Below are 23,267 nucleotides of genomic sequence, written 5' to 3'. Positions count from 1 at the left end.
TTACTTCGTTGTATTTCTTTCTATAATTTCAATCGGTAAACGATAGTGTTTCTCTTCTAATGCATTTCCTTCCATCTGCTCTAACAACAGCTCTGTTGCAATTTTCCCCATTTCATATATTGGCTGTGCAACAGTCGTAATAGATGGATACATCATTTCTGTTAAAGAAATTCCATCGAATCCGATAATTTGTAAATCATCTGGGATAGAAATCCCCTTTTGAAGTGCAGCCTTTACAATACCAATTGCAATTAAATCATTCCCAGCAACAATTCCGTCAATATGCGGATACTCTTCCAATAATTCTACCGCTACCTGTTCACTATTAGCTGGATCGAATGTACTCTCTGCAATCATATAAGAAAGATTATTTTGCGTAATAACGTCTACAAAGCCTTCAAAACGTTCGTTGGCTGTGCTTACATCACGTGGTCCGCGAATATGTGCAATATGTTTACATCCTTTATCTATTAATAACTTTGTCGCCGCCTGACTCCCTGCATAGTTATCTGCATATACAGTAGGAATGCGCTCATTAAACATACGGTCAATCGCAACAACTGGAATAGACAAATTCATGTAATTAACACTATTTTGTGGATTCGTTGCCACAATAAACCCATCCACATTATTTTGTCTAAGTACGTCAATGTATTGTTTCTCTTTTTCTAAACTTTCATCAGAGTTACAAAGGACAACTGTGTAACCTTGCTTATGTGCTACATCTTCTACGGCACGTGCAACTTCCGGAAAGAATGGATTCACGATATTTGGAACAACTAAGCCAATTAAACGAGATTTTTTATTGTATAAAGAACGCGCTACTGTACTAGGCTTATAATCTAGCATTTCAATTGCTCGCTCTACTTTCTTTAATGTATCCTCATGAACATATCCATTTTTATTTAACACTCTGGAAACGGTCGCAACAGATACTCCCGCTAATTTCGCAACGTCTTTAATCGTACTCATTCTCTTTTCTCTCCATTTCATGTAACCGTTTACAGAAAATAATATAACGTATTTCTAAAAATACGTCAATCATTTCTCATAAAAAAGCTTTTAAGGTTATACTCAAAAAAAGCACCGCCATAAGGCGATGCTTTTTCATTACGAAGATGATGCAGTTCGTTCGTTCTCTTCTACAGCAGGCTCTTCAGCACTTTTTTTACGATCAGACAGCTTAATCTTCTGTAAGAAAATCGTAAAGATTGCACCTACTATGATAAATACTAATCCTGTTAAGAATACAGTATGAAGTGAGTCTACTAAAGAACTTTTCAAAATTGGTACGATGCTATTAGAGAATGCTTCTGGCATTTGCTTTAATGCTTCTGGATTAAAGAGCATCGAATATAAACCTTGTGGGTCTGTATGAATCATATCTTTAAATTTTGTTACCATTTGTCCCGCTTCTTTCGGGAACGTATCTAATACAGGTACTAATTTATTTGTTAATGTTGTACCTGAAGTGTTATTCATAATTGATCCTAAAATTGTAATACCGAATGTTCCACCGATTTGACGGAAGAACTGACTTGATGATGTTACTACACCAAGATCTTTTTTCGGGAAGCTTTCTTGTAACGCCAATGTTAATGTTGGCATAACAAGACCCATTCCTAAACCGATAACCATCATATAAGAAGTAGCAGTAAGCTTAGTTGTGTGCATATCCATCGTTGTTAATAACCAGAATCCACCAGCCATAACAAGCATACCTGTGATAATTTGTGGTTTCACACCGACTTTTAATACAAGTTGACCGCCGATAATACTCATAACAATCATTGTAATCATCATTGGTGTCATGATCGTTCCTGATTCAGCAGCACTTACTCCTACAATTCCTTGCATGAAGAACGGTACGAACATAATAGCTCCAAACATTCCGATACTCATAAAGAATCCAATCGCATTCAGTATTGTAAAGGTGCGATTTTTAAAGAAATGCATTGGTAAAATTGGTTCTTCAGCTTTCGTTTCAACAATAATAAAGCTAACAATACCAATTAAAGCTAATGCGAATAACCCGATAATTTGCCAAGAATCCCATGCGTAATCTTTCCCGCCAAACGTTAACGCAAGTAATAAACTTACAACACCGAGAATCATCGTAAAGATTCCAGCGATGTCAATTTTAATTGGACCTGTTTGTTTATGTGATTTTAATCCCATTGCAATAAAGATCGTCGCTAAAATACCAACTGGTAAGTTAATGTAGAATACCCATCTCCAGTTCACTGCATCTACAATCCAACCACCAACTTGTGGTCCAATTACAGAAGCAAGACCGTATAGAGCTCCAAAAATACCTTGCCATTTCGCACGTTCTTTTCCTGTGAACATATCTCCGATAATAATCATAGCCATTGGCATCATAATACCGCCACCAAGACCTTGAATACCACGGAAAATAATTAATTCTGTCATACCATTTGCCATACCACATAACGCTGAACCAATCATAAAAATAACTAATCCTGTTATATATACATTACGACGCCCAAGTAAATCCGCTAATTTACCTGCAATTGGTACGACTGTCGTTGATGTTAACATGTAAGCAGTTGTTAACCATGTCATTAAGCTTAATCCGCCAAGTTCACCTACGATACGCGGCATTGCTGTACCAACGATTGTTCCGTCTAACGCAGCAAATAGCATCGCGATTACCAAACCGACTAACAACAACTTTCTATTCTGATTTTCTTGTTGCTCCATGTAATCTCCTCAATTCCTCTTATTTATTCTCTTTTTTCTCTTGTGTCCCGCAAATAATTGTTTCTAACTTTTCAAAGAGACGTAACAAATCTTCTCGCTCTTGTAATTCTAATTGTGAAAAGTATTTGCCGATATGCTCATTACGAGCTGCCATCGCCTCTTCTACTGTATCTTTCCCCTTTTTCGTTAGCTCAATGACAACAACACGGCGATCATTATCGTCGTGATAACGCTCTACTAGCCCATGATCAATTAAACGATCAATCATTACTGTAATCGCGCTCGGTTTCACGTACATTTTCTCCGCTAATTTTGTTGCTCTTGAGGCTCCGTGATGATCTAAAATCTTCAAAATATAAAACTGTGGTGGTGTAAGTCCTGATGCTTGCATTTGTTCCAGTAGCTCCGTTTGCATTTTCTTTCCTATAGCAAATGTAAGAGCTTGAATCTTATCAATATGAGTCATATCATTTGGCATGTTATCCACCTCTTATTTAAACAATAAAATATTTAACGTATTTAAATATTAATCCCACAAACAAATTACGTCAACAACTTTATTTATAAAAACGTTTACATTTTTGTCACAAAGTTGTATAATTTTCGTCGAAGTTAATATTGACAGTCACGGAGAATCGGAGTATACGGCTATGAATCATAAAAAAGGGGAACTTTTTTATATTTCATGGCCTTTTTGTATTCTCTGTCTTAAAACGCTTCGAATTAATTAGGGGAGGATTTTCATTTTATGTTTTTCACACAATTATTTAAACCTGCGCCCCACGCGGAACGCTTACCAGCTGATCGCGTTGATAGCGAATACCGTAAATTACGTTTACAAGTATTCTTAGGTATCTTCATCGGTTATGCAGGTTACTACTTTGTTCGAAAAAACTTTTCACTAGCAATGCCATACTTAATCGAACAAGGCTTTAGTAAAGGAGAACTTGGGGTTATCCTTTCAGCAGTATCTATCGCTTATGGATTAAGTAAATTCCTGATGGGGATCGTATCTGACCGTTGTAATCCTCGCTACTTTTTAGCAGCTGGGCTATTTTTATCAGGTATCATTAATATTATTTTCGGTTCATTTTCTTTCATTACAACGAGCATCATACTTATGTTTGTACTTCAGTTTTTAAATGGATGGGTGCAAGGTATGGGGTGGCCTCCATGTGGCCGTACGATGGTTCACTGGTTCTCTATTAGTGAACGTGGTACAAAAATGTCTATTTGGAACGTCGCTCATAATGTCGGCGGAGCGCTTATGCCTTCCCTTGTAACATTAGGCTTATACTTCTTCGCAAATGACTGGAAGAGCATTTTTTACTTCCCCGGTATTCTTTCAATTTTAGTTGGTATTTATGTATTAATTACAATGAGAGATACACCTCAATCTTGCGGATTACCTTCTATTGAAGAACACACTGGAGAGTATCCATCAGATGAAAAAGTACAAGATCGCGAACGCGAACTTTCGGTAAAGGAAATTTTATTTACATACGTACTAAACAATAAATTTTTATGGTACATCGCTATCGCGAACGTTTTTGTATACTTCGTACGTTACGGCGTTGTAGACTGGGCTCCTACTTATTTAGTAGAAGAAAAAAGCTTTACTCATAGTAGCTCACGTACCGCTTACGCTCTATATGAATGGGCTGGTATTCCAGGTACACTTCTTTGCGGATGGATGAGTGATAAACTATTTAAAGGGCGCCGCGCACCTGCAGGTATTTTATTTATGGTCGGTGTATTCATTGCCGTTCTCGTTTACTGGCTAAATCCTGCTGGTCACCCAATCATTGATAGTATCGCACTTGTTTCCATTGGATTTTTAATTTACGGACCTGTTATGTTAATTGGTCTACACGCTCTTGATTTAGCACCAAAGAAAGCTGCTGGAACTGCCGCTGGTTTAACTGGGTTCTTCGGTTACCTAGGCGGAGCTACTTTTGCTAGTGCTGCTATGGGCTTTATCGTAGATGCATTCGGATGGGATGGCGGATTCATCTTATTACTTGCATCCTGTGTACTTGCAATGTTCTTCCTTGCCCTTACTTTAAATACAGGGTCGGCAAAATCAAAACAAGCTTAATTACTAATATTATACTTACAAAAAAAAAGAGAGACCGTTCTTCCCAGAATGCCTCTCTTTTTTCTACATATAAATCTTTTTTCTTACAAAAGATTTATTTTCCTCTTACATATATGTTAGCGTTTTCAAAACTCTTCAACTACTAGTACAACTGCATTCAATTTTTATATAAAAAGATTTTTGAATATTTTTTCAACTTATGCTTGTCAAACATTGTCAATTTATATTAAAATAACAACAACATACAAAATATTTAGTTTTTTCAGAAAGATGGAGGGATAGCCATGAAGAATCCACTTCTTCGCATTGAAAATTTACAGACGTCCTTTCGCATACAAGATCAATACCATGCAGCAGTTGATAACGTTTCGTTAACTGTCCATGAAAATGAAATTGTCGCGATAGTTGGTGAATCAGGTTGCGGAAAAAGTGCACTTGCCCTTTCCATTATGCGACTGCATAATGAAGCAAATACAAAATTACAAGGGCAACTTTACTATAGAGATAAGGATTTACTAACTATGTCGACCGCAGAAATGAATAAAGTACGCGGATCAAACATCGGTATGATTTTCCAGGAACCTCTTACAGCACTCGATCCTCTTATGACAGTTGGAAAACAAATCGAAGAAAATTTAGACTACCACACAAGCCTTTCGAAAACAGAAAAGAAAGAACGCACCTTAGAACTACTCCATCAAGTTGGTATTCCAAAACCAGAACTTACATATAAACAATACCCACATGAATTATCTGGCGGAATGAGACAAAGAATTGTTATCGCAATCGCAATTGCTTGTAACCCAGGACTCATTATTGCTGATGAACCGACAACCGCTCTAGATGTAACAATTCAAGCTCAAATACTAGACTTACTAAAATCCATTCAAGAACAAACAAAGATGGGTATCATTTTAATTACACATGATTTAAGTGTTGTTGCCGAAACGGCTGATCGTATTGTCGTTATGTATGCAGGACAAGTTGTAGAAACAGGAACAGTAGAAGAGATTTTTAATAACCCTCTTCACCCATATACTCGTTCTCTATTAAACTCAATTCCATCTGCGTATGCTGAAAAAGAAAAATTGCATGTAATTCAAGGGGTGGTTCCTTCGTTAGCAAAGCTACCTCGCACAGGTTGCCGCTTCCAAGCTCGAATTCCATGGGTTAGACCAGACCAGCATGAAGAAAACCCAGTTTTACATGAAGTAAAACCAGACCATTGGGTACGTTGTACTTGTTATAAACATTTCAACTTCCAGCATAAGAAAGGAGATGACGTAACTCATGGCACTGCTTAAAGTAGAAGATTTAAAAGTACACTTTCCAATTAAAGGTGGTTTCTTCGGGCGCACATTAGATTACGTGCGTGCTGTCGATGGTGTAAGTTTTGAATTACAACCTGGTGAAACGTACGGAATCGTTGGTGAATCAGGTAGTGGTAAATCAACAACCGGTAAAGCAATTATGCATTTAACAAAAGCGACGGGTGGTAACATTCATTTTAATAATAAAGATTTAACAAAATTAAGTCGCTCTGAGTTACGTGAACAACGAAAAGATATTCAAATGATTTTCCAAGATCCATATTCATCGCTAAATCCGAAGAAACGCGTTCTCGATATTATTGCCGAGCCTCTTCGGAATTTTGAGAAGCTTTCGCCTGAGGAAGAACGTAGAACCGTTCAAGAGTATCTTAGTATAGTTGGATTAAATCCAGAGTCTATTTATAAATATCCACATGAGTTTTCCGGTGGACAAAGACAGCGAATTGGTATTGCACGTGCTCTTACATTAAAACCAAAGCTTATTATCGCCGATGAGCCAGTATCTGCACTTGACGTTTCTGTACAAGCGCAGGTTTTAAACTTCTTGCAAGATTTACAAGCTGAACTAGGATTAACATATTTATTTATTAGTCACGATTTGGGTGTAATTCGTCATATGTGTGACCGCATCGGTGTTATGTACCGCGGGCGCATTGTGGAAGAAGCAACTAGTGCAGAGATTTATAATAATCCACAACATATTTATACGAAGCGCTTAATATCAGCTATTCCTGATATTCGTCCTGAAAACCGCGAACAACAACGTAAATTACGTCGTGAAGTAAGCGCTGAATACGAAAAATCATACGAAAACTATTTCAACGAAAATGGTCGTGCTTACGATTTAAAACCAATCTCGCCAACGCATCGGGTGGCATTACCATAAGGGAGTGATAAATCATGTGGAAGTTTATATTACGCCGAATCTTAATCATGATTCCGCAATTATTCATATTAAGCGTGCTCGTATTTCTACTAGCTAAAGCAATGCCAGGTGATGCATTAACTGGAGCAGAGATGGCAAATCCGAAAGCAGATCCAAAAATCCTTGAAGAACAACGTGAAAAGCTAGGATTAAATGATCCTGTAACAACGCAATATGTACGGTGGGTTAAAAACGCTGTACAAGGTGACTTCGGTGTTTCCTATGCTCATAAAATGCAAGTAACAGATTTGATTGGTGAACGTCTCGGAAATACAATTTCATTAGCAATTGTTATTCTTATTCTTACTTATATTATTGCCATTCCACTTGGAGTAATAAGTGGCCGTTGGAACGATACTTGGGGCGATCGACTCATTACACTCTATAACTATTTAGGATTTGCTACACCGCTCTTTATTTTCGGATTAATTATGCTCTTCCTTTTCGGATTCCAGTTTCCAATTTTCCCGACCGGGGGTAGCGTAGATCCACAAATTGATACTGGTACATTTGCTTATTATGTAAGTAAATTTAATCACATTTTATTACCGGCTCTATCAGGGGCATTAATTGCCACTGTCGGTACTGTACAATATTTACGTAGTGAAATTATTGATACGAAACATAAAGACTTTGTACGAACTGTACGAGCAAAAGGTGTTCCTGAATCTAAAGTTTATTCACGACATATTTTACGAAATTCTTTTTTACCAATTGCGGCCTTTTTAGGTTATGAAATTACAGGTTTAGTTACTGGGGCACTCTTCTTAGAAAATATCTTTAGTTATCCAGGAATTGGACAATTATTTATCCAATCTATGGGACAACGTGACTTTAGTGTAGTAACTGCCATTGTTTTATTTACTGGATTCGCAACGTTACTCGGAACACTTCTTTCCGATATCATTTTAAGCATCGTTGATCCACGTATTCGAATCGATTAATGGGGAGGAGGAAAAAATCATGTTAGCAAATCCTGAAAAACAAACCGAAGTCATTCATTACGAGAAAAGCCCCTCTGGTTTCTCCATTATGTGGCGCGAATTTCGTAAAGATAAATTAGCAATGTTTTCACTAGTCTTTCTAGCAATATTACTATTAGCAGTCTATGTAACATCTTTTATTATGAAACAAGAAGATATTGTACGTGTAGATTTGTTTTCTATCTACGCACCTCCCTCTGCTGAACATTGGTTAGGCACTGATTATGGAGGCCGTGACATTTTTGGACAACTTATCATCGGTACACGAAACTCATTTACTATCGGACTAGCAATAACAATCCTTTCTTGCTTAATTGGTCTTTCTATCGGATTAATTGCAGGCTATTTCGGAGGAAAAGTTGATAATGTTATTATGCGATTCATTGATTTCGTAATAGTACTACCAACGTTAATGCTTATTATCGTATTTATCACACTTGTACCTACTTTTAATATCACAACGTTTATTCTAATTATGACTGCTTTCTTATGGACAGGAAAAGCAAGATTAATTCGCTCAAAAGTATTAACTGAAAAAGAACTCGATTATGTTGCTGCATCTAAAACTCTAGGTACACCTAACTGGAAGATCATCCTTTTCCAAGTATTACCTAACTTAAGTTCTATTATTATCGTAAGTGTTACATTAAACCTTGCAGGGAACATCGGTATTGAATCTGGTTTAACTTACTTAGGATTTGGTTTACCAGAAAGTACACCTAGCCTTGGTACACTTGTAAGTTATGCAACAAACCCAGATGTTTTACAAGAGAAATGGTGGATTTGGTTACCTGCATCAATCATGATTTTAGTGTTGATGCTGTGTATAAATTTTATTGGTCAAGCGTTAAAACGTTCGGCTGATGCAAGACAAAGAAAAGGATAAGGGGTGGAGAAGTTATGAACAAACCAAAATTGTACAAAGTATTAAGTACACTTGCTGCTTCAACATTATTACTATCTGCATGTGGGGGTGCTGATAGCGGAAGTAAAAAAACTAGTACTAGTACTAACCAAACAGATACGAAAAAATTTAATGCTCTTGTAAAAAATGATAAAAAAGAAATTCAAGACGGATCGTTAACATATGCTCTTGTTTCAAATACACCATTCGCAGGTGTGTTAAGTAGAGTTGTATATGACGGTGCTCCTGATGCTGAAGTTATCGATTTCTTTGATGAAGGCTTATTATATACAGATAAAAACTGGGAAATTAACAACGAAGGACCTGCAACTTATACAATTTCTGAAGATAAGAAAACAATTACAATAAAAATTAAAGATAATGTAAACTGGCACGATGGTAATCCTGTAACAGCTGAAGATTTAGAATTTTCTTACTTAATTATTGGTAACAGTAAATATGCTGGAGTTCGTTATGATACACAAATGCAAATGATCGAGGGAATGGAAGAATATCACGCTGGAAAAGCTGATAAAATTTCAGGTATTAAAGTTGTTGATCCAAAAACGATCTCTATTACTTATAAAACTGTTAATCCATCTTTAAAAACTGGTATTTGGACATATCCTACTTCTAAAAAATATTTAGGCGATGTACCAATTGAAAAATTAGCTGAATCAGATAAAGTTCGTAAAAATCCAATTGGATTCGGACCATTTAAAGTGAAGAAAATTGTTCCTGGTGAATCAGTTGAATTTGAACGCTTCGATGACTACTGGGGCGGTAAACCTAATTTGAAAAATGTAACTTTAAAAGTAGTAAACCCAGCAATCGTAAATGCTTCACTGAAAAAAGGTGATATTGATATCGCAAAAGTTACTGCAGATCAATATCCAAATGTAAGTAAATTAAAAAATACACAGCTAATTGGTAGAACGGGTCTTTACTATAGTTACATCGGATTTAAGTTCGGACATATGGACAAAGAGAAAAACGAAGCTGTAATGGATAAAGATAAATTTAAAGATGTTCGTTTACGTCAAGCGATGGCATATGCAGTGAATCGTGAAGAACTTGGGCAGAAGGTTTATCATGGCCTTCGCTTCCCAGCTAACTCACCAATTCCACCATCTATGCCGAAGTTCCATAATAACAAATCTGGTGCATATGACTTCGATGTAGAAAAAGCGAAGAAATTATTAGATGAAGCTGGCTATAAGGATAAAAATGGTGATGGATTCCGTGAAGATCCAAAAGGCGGAGAATTCAAAATTAATTACTTAGCTAGTAGTGGTAGCGATACAAGTGAACCACTTGCAAAATTCTTTATTCAATCTTGGAAAGACATCGGCTTAAAAGTAGAACTTGTTGATGGTCGTCTACACGAATTCAACTCATTCTACGATATGATTAAGAAAGATGATCCAAAGGTTGATATCTTCGGCGGTGCTTGGAATACTGGTTCTGACCCTGACTTATCTGGCCTTTGGTCAAAAGATGCAAGCTTCAACTACGCTCGCTGGGTAAACGATGAAAATACTAAATTATTAACTGAAGGTTTATCAGAAAAAGCTGGTGACGAGAAATATCGTAAAGAAGTATATGATAAATGGCAAAAATTAATCCATGATGAAGCACCTATGATTCCACTTCATTATCAATTTGAATTAACAGGCGTAAATAATCGTGTGAAAAATTACGATGTTGCTCCTGGTGCAAAATTAACATGGAAAGACGTTGCAGTAACAAGCGATAAAGCAGAAACAGAGAAATAAAATAAAAATAGCTCCTAGCCTATACTTTCTTTCGCTAGGAGCTATTTTTTATTTATCTCTAAAGTATACATTTTGTAGTTTATAATGACCATTTCCCTTCTTCTTATACAATACGATTAAAACATTTGCTGAAACATCTTTATTAAAACAGCTAACGTAACAGATCCAGCAAATCCCCCTAAACAAATTAAACTTACCCCTTGGCTATAAGACAAATTTTGAAGTGATTTCATATCTTCCATCCTCCCCATATCCTCTTTGATATTCTTATTTTATCAATGGGAATTTTTTCATAACATCGATTTCGCTGACAACTAACTTACAAATTTGTAAGTTAACAAATTCCCTTTAAACTTATATATCTAGTATGTCCACACTCTCCACCTTTATACATCAAAAAAGACCTCGAAATATATCAAGGTCCTGCTTACACTACATAATATCTCACTCAACTTATTTTATCCCGCTATTTGTGGGCAGTAAGACCCCCACCTCAAAATTCAGTGAAAGCAAAGAAGTTAGATGGGGGTCGGGCTGCCCGTAAAATCCCGATTGGTGAAGGCTGATAATCAGTGGGGGATGAACAAAACCCCCACTGATTAAAGTTTCACTTTATAATCATCACCGGGCATTTCACTCGTTTTGCTATTTTATGACTTACGCTACCAAGCACCATTTCTTGCAGTGTATTTAACCCTCTACTTCCAGCAATAACAAGGTCTATATCTCCTGTATTTACATATTGAACAATCGTATCTCCTGGATCACCATGTAGAATTGTAATTTTGTAGGAAATGTTCTCTTTCTTTAATAAACCCTCAATCTCTTTTAATTTATCTTTTCGACTAGCTGATATTGTTTCTAAATCCGTTTGTCCTTGTATAATATCTGATTTTGCCGTTCTATTATCTACTACGTACACAACTTCAACATGTGTTTCTTCGTTAAATTTCGCAATATATGTTGCATGCTCCGCTGCTCGAAGTGCATGTTCAGAACCGTCACATGCTAATATAATTTGTTTGTACATATGCTGAATCCCCTTTTCGTTATCCTATCCGTATTATATAATAAAGCCCCCTAAAAAGGAGGCTTCTAACTAGCAATTCTCTTATTATAGGTAGCTAAATTTGAAACAATCTTCGAGCTTCGTTCATTTAACCCTGTGATCCTTACTTTCACACCGCTTTGTTCATACTTCATTATAACTTTATCAATTGCTGCTACTGCTGAATCATCCCATACATGTGCATGAGTAAAGTTCAGCTCAATTTCTTTTGCATCTTCATTATATGAAAAAGCATTTATAAAATCTGCCGTAGATGCGAAGAATAGTTGGCCGTGAATTTCATATATTTTCTTATTTTCAATATACAAATGTTTCACGTGAATCTTTGCCATATTGAACGCAAATAAAACCGCGCTAATTACTGTTCCAATAATTACACCTAATCCTAAATTATGTGTGATTAAGACAATTACAACTGTTACGATCATAACAAATGCGTTTCCTTTTGGTACTTTATGAAGCGTTTTTACAGAGTTCCAATCAAAAGTCCCAATCGAAACCATAATCATAACAGCAACTAAAGCAGCCATTGGAATATGAACAACGTAATCACCTAAAACAAATAGCAATACGATTAAAAAACCACCGGCTACAAACGTCGATAATCTCCCGCGACCACCCGATTTAATGTTAATAACAGATTGTCCAATCATTGCACATCCTGCCATTCCTCCGAAGAAACCAGCGACAATGTTTGCAATACCTTGTCCACGTGCTTCCTTATGTTTATTACTTTCCGTATGTGTCATATCGTCTAAAACCGAAGCTGTTAATAACGACTCTAGTAAACCGATAATTGCAAGCATAACTGAGTACGGTAAAATAATACGTAATGTCTCAAGTGTAAACGGCACATCAGGAATACTAAAGAACGGTAATTCTTTCGGTAAGCTTCCCATATCCCCTACTGTTTTCAACTGTAATCCGCTCATAAGTACAATACTTGTCACAATGATAATTGAAATAAGTGTAGACGGTACCGCCGTCGTAATACGTGGAAATAAATATATAATTGCAAGTCCTAATGCGACAAGTGCATACATTTGCCAAGTTGCATTTTTAAAATGCGGCAATTGTGCTGTAAAAACTAAAATTCCAAGCGAATTTAAAAAACCACTCATAACGGATTTAGGAACAAACTTCATAAATGAGCTCAGTTTGAACACCCCAAAAATAATTTGGACAATACCTGTTAATATTGTCGTAGCAAATAAATATTGTAAACCGTGATCCTTCACAAGAGTGACCATTAATAAAGCCATCGCACCAGTTGCCGCCGAGATCATCCCAGGTCTTCCACCAACAAACGAAATTGTAACCGCAATACAAAAGGCAGCGTACAATCCAACCGTCGGATCTACACCTGCAATAACAGAGAAGGCTATCGCTTCAGGGATTAACGCTAAAGCAACAACAATTCCTGATAGTACGTCCCCTCTCACATTGGAGAACCAATCATTTTTTATCGTTTGAAACAAAATACCACTCCTCTACTCTTTTATCATTTGATTTTCTCCGTAAGAAAATCAGGGCCGACTGCACGAAGGCTATTATATAACGAGTAGAGGATTTTTTGCTATGTAAAAGTTTCCTAAAAAAAGACGCTACCTTAGCAGCGCCTTTGCTCATTTTACCCCGCATTAACTGGCAGTAAGACCCCACCTCAAAATTCAGCGAAAGCAAAGATGTTAGGTGGAGATCAACTGCCCGTAAAAGCCCGATTGGTGAGGGCTTTTAATCAATGGGGGAGGAACCCCCCCCACTGATTAAAGTTTCACTTTATTAATGTCCACCGTGACCTTGACCACTTTCTTGCACAATCTCTAATCTCTCATCCAATATACCTTGTGTTTCAAATGAAATATCACTAGTACTTCCTAATAAGAAGCCATGGTTATACGGTCCAAGTGTTGGGTCATCTTTAAACTTCGGTTGAATACTAGCAAGGAAGTCATAAACTGGTTGTGAAGCTTTTCCTTCCTCAAGCAAAACAACAGGGGCATGTTTACCCATATGTGAAAACGGCGCTCCCGCAATTGCTAAGTCTGGTGTTTTACTTGAAACAAATGATAAACCGTGACCTGTTTTTGTGAACCCCCACCCAAATTTCGTTTTTTCATCTTTAAATTTCGCAAATGCAATAGAATTTTCTACTGGAGTCTCCCCACTAATACGCGTTACTTTCCCGTATTTGCTTAACTCTTTTTCTACTTCTTTGGAAACGATTTTTTCTGGTCCTAGTAAATACATATTTGCTTTATCTTTTCTCATCTTTAATGCCTCTATCGTCGATTCTGGCACTTTATTCTTTTCTGTATAGAGTAGTGGTTCTGGCATATGAGAAATCCAGTTTACAGCTGGTGTTGTATATAAACGCCCTTCCTCTTCAGACGAACCGACGATAACGCTATTTGGATAGCTTCCTGTTATATCGGCGTATTCTTTATCAACATCTTTTGCAAATGTAGCTGGATCTGTTTCTTTTATTTGTTTTACTTTATAATCTTTTAATTGTTCAAGCGTGCTAACGCCTACATCCCCCATAACCATAATTTGTGTTCCATCTTTCGTTCCGAGCGGATTTAATCGTTTTATTTCTTTTAACGTCATTTCAGGTACTTTTTCTTTTTCTATAAATAAAATCGGTCCGTTATTCGGATGATGAATAAGATCCGCACTTGCAATACCTAATTGCCACTCGTTCACTGGCACTAAAATAACAGCACCTGGCTGATTCTCTTTATGAGTTGCCGGCCATATTGTTTGCGAAGTTAATACTGCCATTTGCAAAGGATCATTTGTATTTAATCTCGTTACATTTTTTAAACTTGTCGTTAATAAATCATTCGATGCACCTTGATTCATTTCTTTCGGCGCAGTTACTTTCTGATTCATTTTCATTTCCTTTTTCTCTGTTTTCTTCTCTTCTGTAGATTCATGATTTTTATGATCTGTATTCGTTTGTCCGCATGCCGCAAGACCGACTGCTGCAATTATTGTTATCCCAAAAATTCGGGTCATCTTTTTCACTATATCGCCCCCGTAATTGTTTTCGAACCAATCTTATTACCTAAAATGGAATTTCAACTTTACAATAACAAGCAATTCTGAAGAAATTATGCAGATGCATTATAATCTGCACCATTTCTTCATGATTTTGACTTACAATTTAACGTAATAACTACAAATGCGGAGGTACTCTATGATCGATATACTACTCGTAGACGATGAACCGAGAATGCTTGAATTATTAACACTTTATCTTACTCCAATTGGATATAACTGCATATGTGCGACTTCAGGAGAAGAAGCTATTTTACATATAGAAAATCGAAACTTTAAATTTGTTTTACTCGATATTATGATGCCAAAGATGGACGGATGGGAAACGTGCAAAAGAATTCGATCATTTAGTAACGTGCCTATTATTATGGTTACCGCTCGTGATCAAACAGTAGATGTTGTCCAAGGGTTAAAACTCGGAGCAGATGATTACGTGACGAAACCATTCCACGAAGAAGAGCTTTTCGCAAGAATTGAAGCTGTTTTAAGGCGAACGAATCAACGTACGCAAATCCAATATCACGGCATTTTATGGGATGAGGCAAAGCATTTCGTTTCTGTCTATAATGAAGAAATTCTTCTCACACCAATCGAGTTCTCTTTACTCGGATTATTTTTACGTCATGTGAACTACGTATTAAACCGTGATCAGCTCATTGAACGAATTTGGGGTTTAAATACAAATACAGAAGATAGAACAGTCGATTCACATATTCGTAATTTACGTGATAAATTACGAAAAGTAGATTTCCCCATTGATCACCATTTAAAAACTGTTTACGGAGTAGGATATCGATGGATTGATATTGAAAAATAAGGAGCAAAATGATGAAGCGAATTTCTCTTCAACTCGGATTTTATTTTCTAATTGTTACACTTTTAATCGAAAGTGTTCTATTTGTCTTGCTCTATTATAGCCTTGTAAACAATAGAGTAAATGAAGAAATGACAGCTTTATTAAAGCGTGGAAATAGTCACCGAGATGTCCTTGAAAAATATTTTGATAGGCAAACAATCTCCCATGTTGCTTTAATGGAATCCGAAGCTGAAACAACTGTTATTATTACAAATGCAAATAAGGAAGTGCTAGCAAAATCCAATGAAATAAATACTACTATAAAAAAGCATATTGAAGGCATGCAAACACGAACAGATCATGATGGAGCAATTATAGAGAATCATTGGAAAACATCTAATTACATATGTACAGTTAGCCCAATTATAGTGGCAGGAAAAACGGAAGGCTATGTATATATGTTTCTCGGGACGGAATCAATCGAAAAAATGGTTAACGGGCTAACAAGACAATTCATTATCGCCGGAGTCATTACTTTCCTATTAACAGCTATCACCATTTTTCTATTGTCACGTTTATTAACAAAACCATTGTTACACATGAAACAAGCGACTGAAAAAATGAGTAAGGGGGATTTATCGGTTTCATTAACGACTACTCGAAATGACGAAATTGGTGAACTAGCAGAATCCATCCAAACTCTCGCAAATGATTTACATTATATGAAAACTGAAAGAAGTGAATTTCTAGCAAGTGTTGCTCATGAATTAAGAACACCTTTAACGTACGTAAGAGGTTATGCTGACATTGCATTAAAAGAAAGTACACCTCCTGAGCAACGTTTACGATACTTATCCATTATAAAAGACGAATCTGATTATATTACAAACTTAGTTCAAGATTTATTTTCACTCGCCCAAATGGAAAAACATAACTTTTTTATTCAAGTAAAGGAAGTGCATTTACACACCTTCCTTACTCGCATAACCGAAAAAGTAAACGCGATGTATAAGGAAAGACACATTACAGTTTCTTTCACTTGTCCTCCTTCACTGTTAGTAAACTTGGATGAACAGCGATTCGAACAAGTTGTAGTGAACATTTTAAATAACGCTTACAGGCATTCAAAAGAACATTCTCATATCAATATTTCTGTTACAGAAGAAGATAAACATATTTCCATCAAAATTGAGGATGAGGGAGAAGGTATTCCCCCAGAAGACCTTCCTCACATTTTCGACCGCTTTTACCGGGTTGATAAAGCGCGCTCCAGAGCTACAGGTGGAACTGGTTTAGGACTCTCCATCGTAAAGGAAATTGTAGAACTACACGGCGGAAATATTACTGCAACAAGTGAAGTTGGTCATGGATCTTGCTTTACGATTTCATTACCAGCTACATAAAAACACGACTATACATCAATAGTCGTGTTTTCTTATCCTTTAGGACTTTACTTTATAATATAGATTTACGAATTGGCCAAAACGTTTCGTATCCGTTAAAGTTAAATGAATTTCCGGGTTCTTTTCTTTAAATAACGGAATACCAGAACCTAATATATGAGGTGTAATCGTAACAACATATTCATCAATTAGATTATTCTTAAAGAACTCTCTCAGTAGACTCCCTCCACCGACCATCCATATTTTAGATCCTTCTTGTGCTTTTAACCTTTTTGTAAATTCCACTATATCTTCATTTACAAACTCCACGTTTCCGTTTGAACCTTTTTCTGAACGAGAAAAAACATAACATGCTTTATCTAAGTACGGGAATGTTTCCGTATGCTCTACCACATAATCATACGTTCTCTTTCCCATAATTATTGTATCAATCGTTTCATACATTTCTGTATAACCGTTGTCCCCCTCACCTTCCGTTTCCATTAACCACTGTAAATCATCATCTTCTTTCGCTATATATCCATCTAAACTAGCCGCAATAAATAAAACAATTTCACGTGACATACCTTTTCCTCCTTGCATCTCATCTTGATAAAATTATGATGTAAGCAATATACTAGCAGTAAAACATGACAATGAATGTCATGTTAAAAAGAAATAGGTGATATATTTGTCAAAAGCAAAACGTTTATTAGACATTCTTATATTTGCTTCTGCGAAAAAAACATTTACAGCGCAAGAAATAGCTGATGAATTTAATATTTCCGTTCGTACAGTTCATAGATACATTTTAGATTTAAGTGATATGGGGTTACCCATTTATGCTGAACAAGGTCGTAACGGAGGATATAAAGTATTAACGAATAAAGTAATTCCACCTATTTTATTTACTGAAGAAGAAGCAGTCTCCATCTTTTTTGCATTTCAATCTTTAAGCTACTACCGAGACTTGCCTTTTAATACAGAAATTAATTCCGTTACTCATAAACTGTATAGCTCTCTACAAAATGATGCGAAAGCTAAAGTAGATAAAATACGTTCTTATATCGCTTTTTGGAATCCGAAGAGAGCTATTGAGACACCTTTTTTAAACGAAGTGTTAACAGCGGCTATTGAAAATAAAAATTTACACTTTCAATACGAATCTAAATCGGGAATAAAAACAAGACATGTTCATCCTATCGGTGTATATGCTCACGACGGTTTATGGTATTTGCCATCCTATGACTACAGTCGAAACAAAGTATTACTGTATCGCGTCGATCGTATTCTTTCTATATTATCAACGGAAGAAAATGAAGATACATTCATGAATTTAGAAGAATGGTTTGCCTCTAACTCTAACGTAATAAACATTCCTACTCAGTTACATGTTTTATTAACGACAGAAGGCTTGCGCCAATGTAAAAGCGTTCCTTACCTTGAGGAATTCGTTGTAGTAAACGAAGATGGGACAGGGTATATAAATTCAACAATTGATAAAGGTGAAATTAACTTTATTACTCCTTTATTTTATAGACTTGGAAAAGATGCACGAATTTTAGGACCGAGAGAATTGATAGATGGTTTGCGTATACGCGCGAAAGAAATTTTACATATGTATGAAGACGAAAAAAGCTGCTAAATATAAGCAGCTTTTTGGTTCAATTGTTCCTATTGTTTTTACTATTGACGAATATCAAACCACCAACGATGTTTCGCATTCATATTTTCAGTGTCGCCAGTCCCTCTGTAATTGAAAGCATCCAAAAAGATTGAATCTAGTTTATCCTCATCTACAAAATAACCTAGGTTAACCTTTACCGTTTGTCCTGGTGTGATACTGCCAATATTGTAAAAGCTTTTTCCATCTCCGTGGGGTTCTAAATAATCAACTTCGCCCGTCATAATATTTCTTTCTGCAACTCCATTTTTTCCAGCGTACTCCCATGCATTCCCTTCAAATTTAAGCTGTTTTATGGATGGATGCATATAGATTTCTTCTGTCGCCTGTTTACCAATGTTTTTCACTGTTGTTGTCAAGTAGACAAATTTAGGCTGAACTAAATTTGACTCTACTAATTGATCAATTGAATCTTTACCATTTCCAATTTTATATTTATCCCGTCTATATGGTATCAATTGTCCTGCTTGATCCAAAGCTTGATTCTCGCTTAGTCTCCCTAATCCCGTTTCATTAAAGTTTTCTTGCTTAAAATCTTTGATTGAATCAAAAACTTCAACTTTTTCTATCACATATTCAATTTTGCTGTTATCCATGATAATCGTTACTGGAACCTTTTGTCCTATATGAAATAGTCGTTTACTATCTTTTTTCAAAGGAATCACCTTAGTTTTTTTAGGCTTACTTTCTTCGCTAAAATACTTTTTATCATAATCTGTTATATGTGATGCCTTTTCTTTTGACGTAGGCTCAAGTGAAATGTTCCCTAACACATCCATCATTTGTTCTTCATTTATATCGTTTCCAATATAACTTTGTAACATAATTCCCTCTTCCTCAAAATAGAGAAAAATCACTCTATCAAACATTAAATCTTTATTTCCATTGTCTTTATGAACAACCACTGCTTTTTTACCATTTATATCCTTTTCCTCGTAACTTTTCGAATACAGAGTTTGAAAATCCGAGTTTTCTCCTATCCTCCAAAGAGCAAATGAAAATCCCCCCATTGCGTAGTTATCTTTAAATGAATATTTCATAGCAGAGTCATCAATTGCTTCCATATTTTCTGGTAATTTACCAACCTTCAACTTATACCACTTATCAGTCTTTTTCGATTCCTTATTTGTTACTGAAACATTTACTTCGTAATTTTGTTTTTGAACAATCATATTATAGACTTTCACTGCACCAAAAACAGTTGTCGGCATACCAATTAATAAACAGGCAGCAGCGATTAACATACGATGTCTTTTACGCTTTTTCTGTGGTCGCTCGCCCTTCAGCTTCATTTCTTCCATAAACAATTTCTTTTTGCGCGTATATGTATGTGAAAATTCATGTTGTTCTTCGAGTTTATCAAAATCATCTAAAGCAATTTTTTCAGCAAGGTCATACATTTCTTTGGAGTTCTTTGAATTCGTCATGTTGTATACCTCCTATCATATTTTGAACTCGTTTTCGAGCACGCTCAAACTGCTTACGGACATTAGCCTCCGTTATCCCCATGACACTTGAAATTTCTTGATACGTTAAGTTATAGAAGACTTTGTACTTAAATACCTGTCTATTAGATTCATTTAACTCTTTTAGCAATGTATCAATTTGAACCTCAGACATTGTACGTTTTTCCCACTCTTCAATATTTTCATCTACTGCTTCTGTTGATTCTCTTTCATATTCTTCTAAAAATGTTTCATGTCGTTTATTTTTCCGGTAACTATCAATCGCCTTGTTTTTCGCGACCCTCAAAATGTAGCGTTTAAGCTCTTCAGTGCTCAAGCTATGGAGCTTTTCCAAGTTCTTATAAAGAGTAATAAACGTCTCTTGAACCGCATCTTCAGCCTGTTGAATATTATTTAAAATAGAATACGCTACATAATAAATCTTTTGTTCATACAACTCATATAGCTCTTCCATCTTTTCATAATCGTTGTTTGTAACTTTCATATAATTCCTCCTCTCACTCTATATAACGAATGAGCACTATACTTTGTGACACCGCAAAATCTTTTTATATATAAAATTTAATAATAGAATAGACAAAAGCTCAATTTCTCTATTGTAACTGAGAAATTGAGCTTTTGTTTATTAGAATTTTCCTGACTGTTTCCTTAAGAACATCCCTCTTACGCCTTTTTAGTAAGCAGTATTTGCTCTATCGCTTCTTGTAACAAATTCTGTGTCTCTTCCAAGTTATGATTCTTCTTTTCTCCTAGTTGTACCGTATAAAACTCGGCAAACGAGCGCTCTTTATATCTCGGTACGACATGCATATGGTAATGCGTTAACTCATTAAAGATTCCACCATTTTGACAAACTGTAATTCCATCTGGTTTATATAATGATTTAATCGCTTTTGCAATCAGCTTAGAAGCATCCATAATAGATTTCGCTATAACATCATCTAATTCGTCCACTTCTACAACATGCTGCTTTGGCACAATTAAAGTATGTCCTGGATAGAAAGGTTCATGATCTAAAAAGCATGTTACATGCTCATCTTCATATACTTTATATATTTTTTCCTCTCCGCTTGCTAATCTACACCCTAAACATTCCATCATATTTCCCCCTTTATTAAAAACATAAAAACGTGAGAGCCGTATTCTCACGTTTTTATGTTTCACTTTACTAATTCAATTGTTTCCGTAACTTTTATACTATCTTTTACAGATTGAACAATCGTGCAATTCTTCACTGCAAGCTGCAGCGCCTTGTCCAACTGCTCTTCTGTAATATTTTGCGCTTTAATTTTATAGTGCAAATGAACACTTTCAACTGGTTTTGATAAAGCTTCACTTCTCCCAATTTCAGTTTCAATTGTAAACGTATCGTATGTAATACGTTTCTTTTCTAAAATTGTTCGGAAGACAATTGCACTACATCCTGCGATAGAAGAAATGAGTAATTGTAACGGTGAATACCCGTTTTCTTTTCCAATCGCTAATGGACCATACGATAAATCTGCCTCTATATCATCATGCTTAATTTTTATTTTCATACTTCGTTTCCATCTCCACTTTCATCGGTTTCTTCCGTTTCTTACTCATATAATAATATATATAGCAGAAAATGATAAATGGAATACCACAATATAAAGCCATTCGTTGTTCTGGAATAAACGCTAAACTAATAACAACGATACTATTTGTAATTAAAGCTAAAATCGGAACAATCGGGTATAGTGGTGTTCTATACTTTAAGTCCTCTAATTTTCCTCCGCCTTTTATATACTGACTTCTAAAGCGAAGTTGCGATAAAGCAATAATGATCCAACTTGAAACAGCCGATAAGCCAGCTATAGATAATAAGTACATATATACTGTATCTTCTGCAAGGAAGCTTGTTAATAAAGATAACGCCGCAACAGCAATCGTTACGACTAACGCTGTAATTGGAATACCACGTTTATTTACTTTCTTGAAAGAAGTTGGTGCCATTCCTTCATTTGCAAGTGACCATAGTATACGCGTTGCTGCATATAATCCTGAGTTCGCTACAGATAATAAAGCAGTGATAATAACGAAGTTCATAATATCAGCTGCATATGGAATACCGATTTTATCAAATACAACTACGAATGGACTTTCAATTACTCCTGCTTCTTTCCAAGAAATTAATCCTACTAAAATTGTCATTGTTAAGATGAAGAATATCATAATACGCCATACTGTATTACGAATTGCACGTGGAATTGTTTTTTCAGGATTCTGACTCTCTCCTGCTGCAATCCCGATTAACTCTGTTCCTTGGAATGAAAAGTTAACTGTAATCATCGTAAGAAGCACTGCGGCTAGTCCATTTGGGAATAGCCCACCATCACTTACAAAGTTAGAGAAAAGAGGTGCTGCTTCTTTTCCGTCGTATGGTAAAAATCCTAGTAATGCGCTACCACCAAGTAGAATGAATGCAATAATTGTAACTACTTTAATACTAGAGAACCAAAACTCTAATTCAGCATAACTTTTCGCTGAAATAGCGTTTGAAGCATATAAAATAACCCCGAATACGAGACACCATACCCAAACATCAACATTCGGAAACCATCTTTTCATCATTAAACCGATCGATGTTAATTCTAATCCTACTGTTACCGCCCATCCAATCCAGTATAGCCAGCCGATCATAAACCCAGTTCCTGGTCCAATAAACTTCGTCGCATACTTTTGGAAAGATCCTGAAACTGGCATCGCTACCGTTAGCTCTCCAAGACAAAGCATTGTTAAATACATAATAAATCCGCCCACTAAATATGAAAGGATGGCTCCCCCTGGTCCAGCTTGATTAATAGTGTATCCTGAACCTAGGAAAAAACCTGTCCCGATTACACCACCTAGTGCGATCATAAATAAATGTCTACTCTTCATCGTACGATGTAATTTATCATTCGTTGTTTGCTGCATTGTAATCCTCCCCTATAAACCCTCTATCTCTTTTTAAAATTTTCTGATAATAAAAATATACACGAAAGCGGTTACAATTTCTATATAAAATTAAAACTTTTCTGATAAAACATTATAAAAATTTAAT

22 protein-coding genes are annotated in these 23,267 nt (G+C 35.9%); 9 read left to right on the top strand and 13 right to left on the bottom strand.

Annotation, left to right across the window (positions count from 1 at the left end; genetic code table 11):
- The 3 genes from rbsR to LUS72_RS03380 form a co-directional block, all read right to left on the bottom strand.
- Nucleotides 1–993, bottom strand: a complete 993-nt coding sequence (rbsR, locus tag LUS72_RS03390; protein WP_071772204.1) for a ribose operon transcriptional repressor RbsR — start codon at nucleotides 991–993, stop codon at nucleotides 1–3.
- A 117-nt stretch (nucleotides 994–1,110) separates the two neighbouring features.
- Nucleotides 1,111–2,724: an MDR family MFS transporter gene (locus LUS72_RS03385; protein WP_071772203.1), complete on the bottom strand. Its 1,614-nt coding sequence runs from the start codon at nucleotides 2,722–2,724 to the stop codon at nucleotides 1,111–1,113.
- A gap of 19 nt (nucleotides 2,725–2,743) precedes the next feature.
- Complete coding sequence (locus LUS72_RS03380) at nucleotides 2,744–3,202, bottom strand: MarR family winged helix-turn-helix transcriptional regulator (protein WP_097832874.1); 459 nt, start codon at nucleotides 3,200–3,202, stop codon at nucleotides 2,744–2,746.
- 270 nt (nucleotides 3,203–3,472) lie between these two features.
- Between LUS72_RS03380 and glpT the strand changes: the two genes are divergently transcribed.
- From glpT to opp4A, 6 genes are all read left to right on the top strand, one after another.
- On the top strand, nucleotides 3,473–4,822 hold the full coding sequence (gene glpT, locus LUS72_RS03375; protein WP_097832873.1) for a glycerol-3-phosphate transporter: 1,350 nt from the start codon (nucleotides 3,473–3,475) through the stop codon (nucleotides 4,820–4,822).
- A 284-nt stretch (nucleotides 4,823–5,106) separates the two neighbouring features.
- Entirely contained in the window at nucleotides 5,107–6,126 is a 1,020-nt protein-coding gene (locus LUS72_RS03370) for an ABC transporter ATP-binding protein (RefSeq protein ID WP_097832872.1), read from the top strand.
- A complete protein-coding gene (locus tag LUS72_RS03365; protein ID WP_097832871.1) occupies nucleotides 6,113–7,039 on the top strand; it encodes an ABC transporter ATP-binding protein in 927 nt (308 codons plus the stop codon). The genes LUS72_RS03370 and LUS72_RS03365 overlap by 14 nt, the downstream gene beginning before the upstream one ends.
- A 14-nt stretch (nucleotides 7,040–7,053) precedes the next feature.
- On the top strand, nucleotides 7,054–8,022 hold the full coding sequence (gene opp4B, locus LUS72_RS03360) for an oligopeptide ABC transporter permease (protein ID WP_097832870.1): 969 nt from the start codon (nucleotides 7,054–7,056) through the stop codon (nucleotides 8,020–8,022).
- Between the two features lie 19 nt (nucleotides 8,023–8,041).
- Nucleotides 8,042–8,947 (top strand): ABC transporter permease, encoded by a 906-nt coding sequence (locus tag LUS72_RS03355; RefSeq protein ID WP_053565240.1) that lies wholly within the window; start codon nucleotides 8,042–8,044, stop codon nucleotides 8,945–8,947.
- A gap of 14 nt (nucleotides 8,948–8,961) precedes the next feature.
- The gene (opp4A, locus tag LUS72_RS03350; protein WP_097832869.1) at nucleotides 8,962–10,740 is read left to right on the top strand and encodes an oligopeptide ABC transporter substrate-binding protein; all 1,779 of its coding nucleotides are present in this window, start codon (nucleotides 8,962–8,964) and stop codon (nucleotides 10,738–10,740) included.
- A 116-nt stretch (nucleotides 10,741–10,856) separates the two neighbouring features.
- Here opp4A and LUS72_RS03345 read toward each other — a convergent pair whose 3' ends face one another.
- From LUS72_RS03345 to LUS72_RS03330, 4 genes are all read right to left on the bottom strand, one after another.
- Nucleotides 10,857–10,973 carry a DUF4027 family protein gene (locus LUS72_RS03345; protein ID WP_097832917.1) on the bottom strand — a complete coding sequence of 39 codons (117 nt, stop codon included), beginning with the start codon at nucleotides 10,971–10,973 and terminating at the stop codon, nucleotides 10,857–10,859.
- A 374-nt stretch (nucleotides 10,974–11,347) separates the two neighbouring features.
- Nucleotides 11,348–11,770, bottom strand: coding sequence for a universal stress protein (locus tag LUS72_RS03340; protein WP_000278004.1), 423 nt, complete (start codon nucleotides 11,768–11,770; stop codon nucleotides 11,348–11,350).
- A 65-nt stretch (nucleotides 11,771–11,835) separates the two neighbouring features.
- Nucleotides 11,836–13,287 (bottom strand): SulP family inorganic anion transporter, encoded by a 1,452-nt coding sequence (locus tag LUS72_RS03335; protein WP_097832868.1) that lies wholly within the window; start codon nucleotides 13,285–13,287, stop codon nucleotides 11,836–11,838.
- A gap of 304 nt (nucleotides 13,288–13,591) precedes the next feature.
- Nucleotides 13,592–14,839, bottom strand: a complete 1,248-nt coding sequence (locus tag LUS72_RS03330) for a cell wall-binding repeat-containing protein (RefSeq protein WP_097832866.1) — start codon at nucleotides 14,837–14,839, stop codon at nucleotides 13,592–13,594.
- Nucleotides 14,840–15,011: 172 nt separating this feature from the next.
- On the opposite strand from LUS72_RS03330, the gene LUS72_RS03325 reads away from it, so the two are divergent.
- Both LUS72_RS03325 and LUS72_RS03320 read left to right on the top strand, forming a co-directional pair.
- A complete protein-coding gene (locus LUS72_RS03325) occupies nucleotides 15,012–15,689 on the top strand; it encodes a response regulator transcription factor (protein WP_097832865.1) in 678 nt (225 codons plus the stop codon).
- Nucleotides 15,690–15,700: 11 nt separating this feature from the next.
- Nucleotides 15,701–17,071 carry a sensor histidine kinase gene (locus LUS72_RS03320; RefSeq protein ID WP_097832864.1) on the top strand — a complete coding sequence of 457 codons (1,371 nt, stop codon included), beginning with the start codon at nucleotides 15,701–15,703 and terminating at the stop codon, nucleotides 17,069–17,071.
- 39 nt (nucleotides 17,072–17,110) lie between these two features.
- Here LUS72_RS03320 and LUS72_RS03315 read toward each other — a convergent pair whose 3' ends face one another.
- Nucleotides 17,111–17,635 carry a dihydrofolate reductase family protein gene (locus tag LUS72_RS03315; protein ID WP_097832863.1) on the bottom strand — a complete coding sequence of 175 codons (525 nt, stop codon included), beginning with the start codon at nucleotides 17,633–17,635 and terminating at the stop codon, nucleotides 17,111–17,113.
- Nucleotides 17,636–17,741: 106 nt separating this feature from the next.
- Between LUS72_RS03315 and LUS72_RS03310 the strand changes: the two genes are divergently transcribed.
- A complete protein-coding gene (locus tag LUS72_RS03310) occupies nucleotides 17,742–18,695 on the top strand; it encodes a helix-turn-helix transcriptional regulator (protein ID WP_097832862.1) in 954 nt (317 codons plus the stop codon).
- Between the two features lie 41 nt (nucleotides 18,696–18,736).
- Here LUS72_RS03310 and LUS72_RS03305 read toward each other — a convergent pair whose 3' ends face one another.
- The 5 genes from LUS72_RS03305 to LUS72_RS03285 form a co-directional block, all read right to left on the bottom strand.
- A complete protein-coding gene (locus LUS72_RS03305; protein WP_264448600.1) occupies nucleotides 18,737–20,161 on the bottom strand; it encodes an anti-sigma factor in 1,425 nt (474 codons plus the stop codon).
- Nucleotides 20,127–20,684 carry an RNA polymerase sigma factor gene (locus tag LUS72_RS03300; RefSeq protein ID WP_097832860.1) on the bottom strand — a complete coding sequence of 186 codons (558 nt, stop codon included), beginning with the start codon at nucleotides 20,682–20,684 and terminating at the stop codon, nucleotides 20,127–20,129. Before LUS72_RS03300 ends, LUS72_RS03305 begins: the two co-directional genes overlap by 35 nt.
- A 179-nt stretch (nucleotides 20,685–20,863) precedes the next feature.
- Nucleotides 20,864–21,298, bottom strand: a complete 435-nt coding sequence (locus tag LUS72_RS03295; RefSeq protein WP_097832859.1) for an HIT family protein — start codon at nucleotides 21,296–21,298, stop codon at nucleotides 20,864–20,866.
- Between the two features lie 62 nt (nucleotides 21,299–21,360).
- On the bottom strand, nucleotides 21,361–21,738 hold the full coding sequence (locus LUS72_RS03290) for an OsmC family protein (RefSeq protein ID WP_097832858.1): 378 nt from the start codon (nucleotides 21,736–21,738) through the stop codon (nucleotides 21,361–21,363).
- Nucleotides 21,722–23,140 (bottom strand): amino acid permease, encoded by a 1,419-nt coding sequence (locus LUS72_RS03285; protein ID WP_097832857.1) that lies wholly within the window; start codon nucleotides 23,138–23,140, stop codon nucleotides 21,722–21,724. Before LUS72_RS03285 ends, LUS72_RS03290 begins: the two co-directional genes overlap by 17 nt.
- Between the last annotated feature and the right edge of the window lie 127 nt (nucleotides 23,141–23,267).

It is taken from the genome of Bacillus cereus (assembly GCF_025917685.1).
In the GTDB taxonomy this organism is placed as follows: Bacteria; Bacillota; Bacilli; order Bacillales; family Bacillaceae_G; genus Bacillus_A; species Bacillus_A cereus_AT.
The sequence above is the reverse complement of the archived record's forward strand: the minus strand, read 5'-3'. Positions and strand labels throughout refer to the sequence as shown.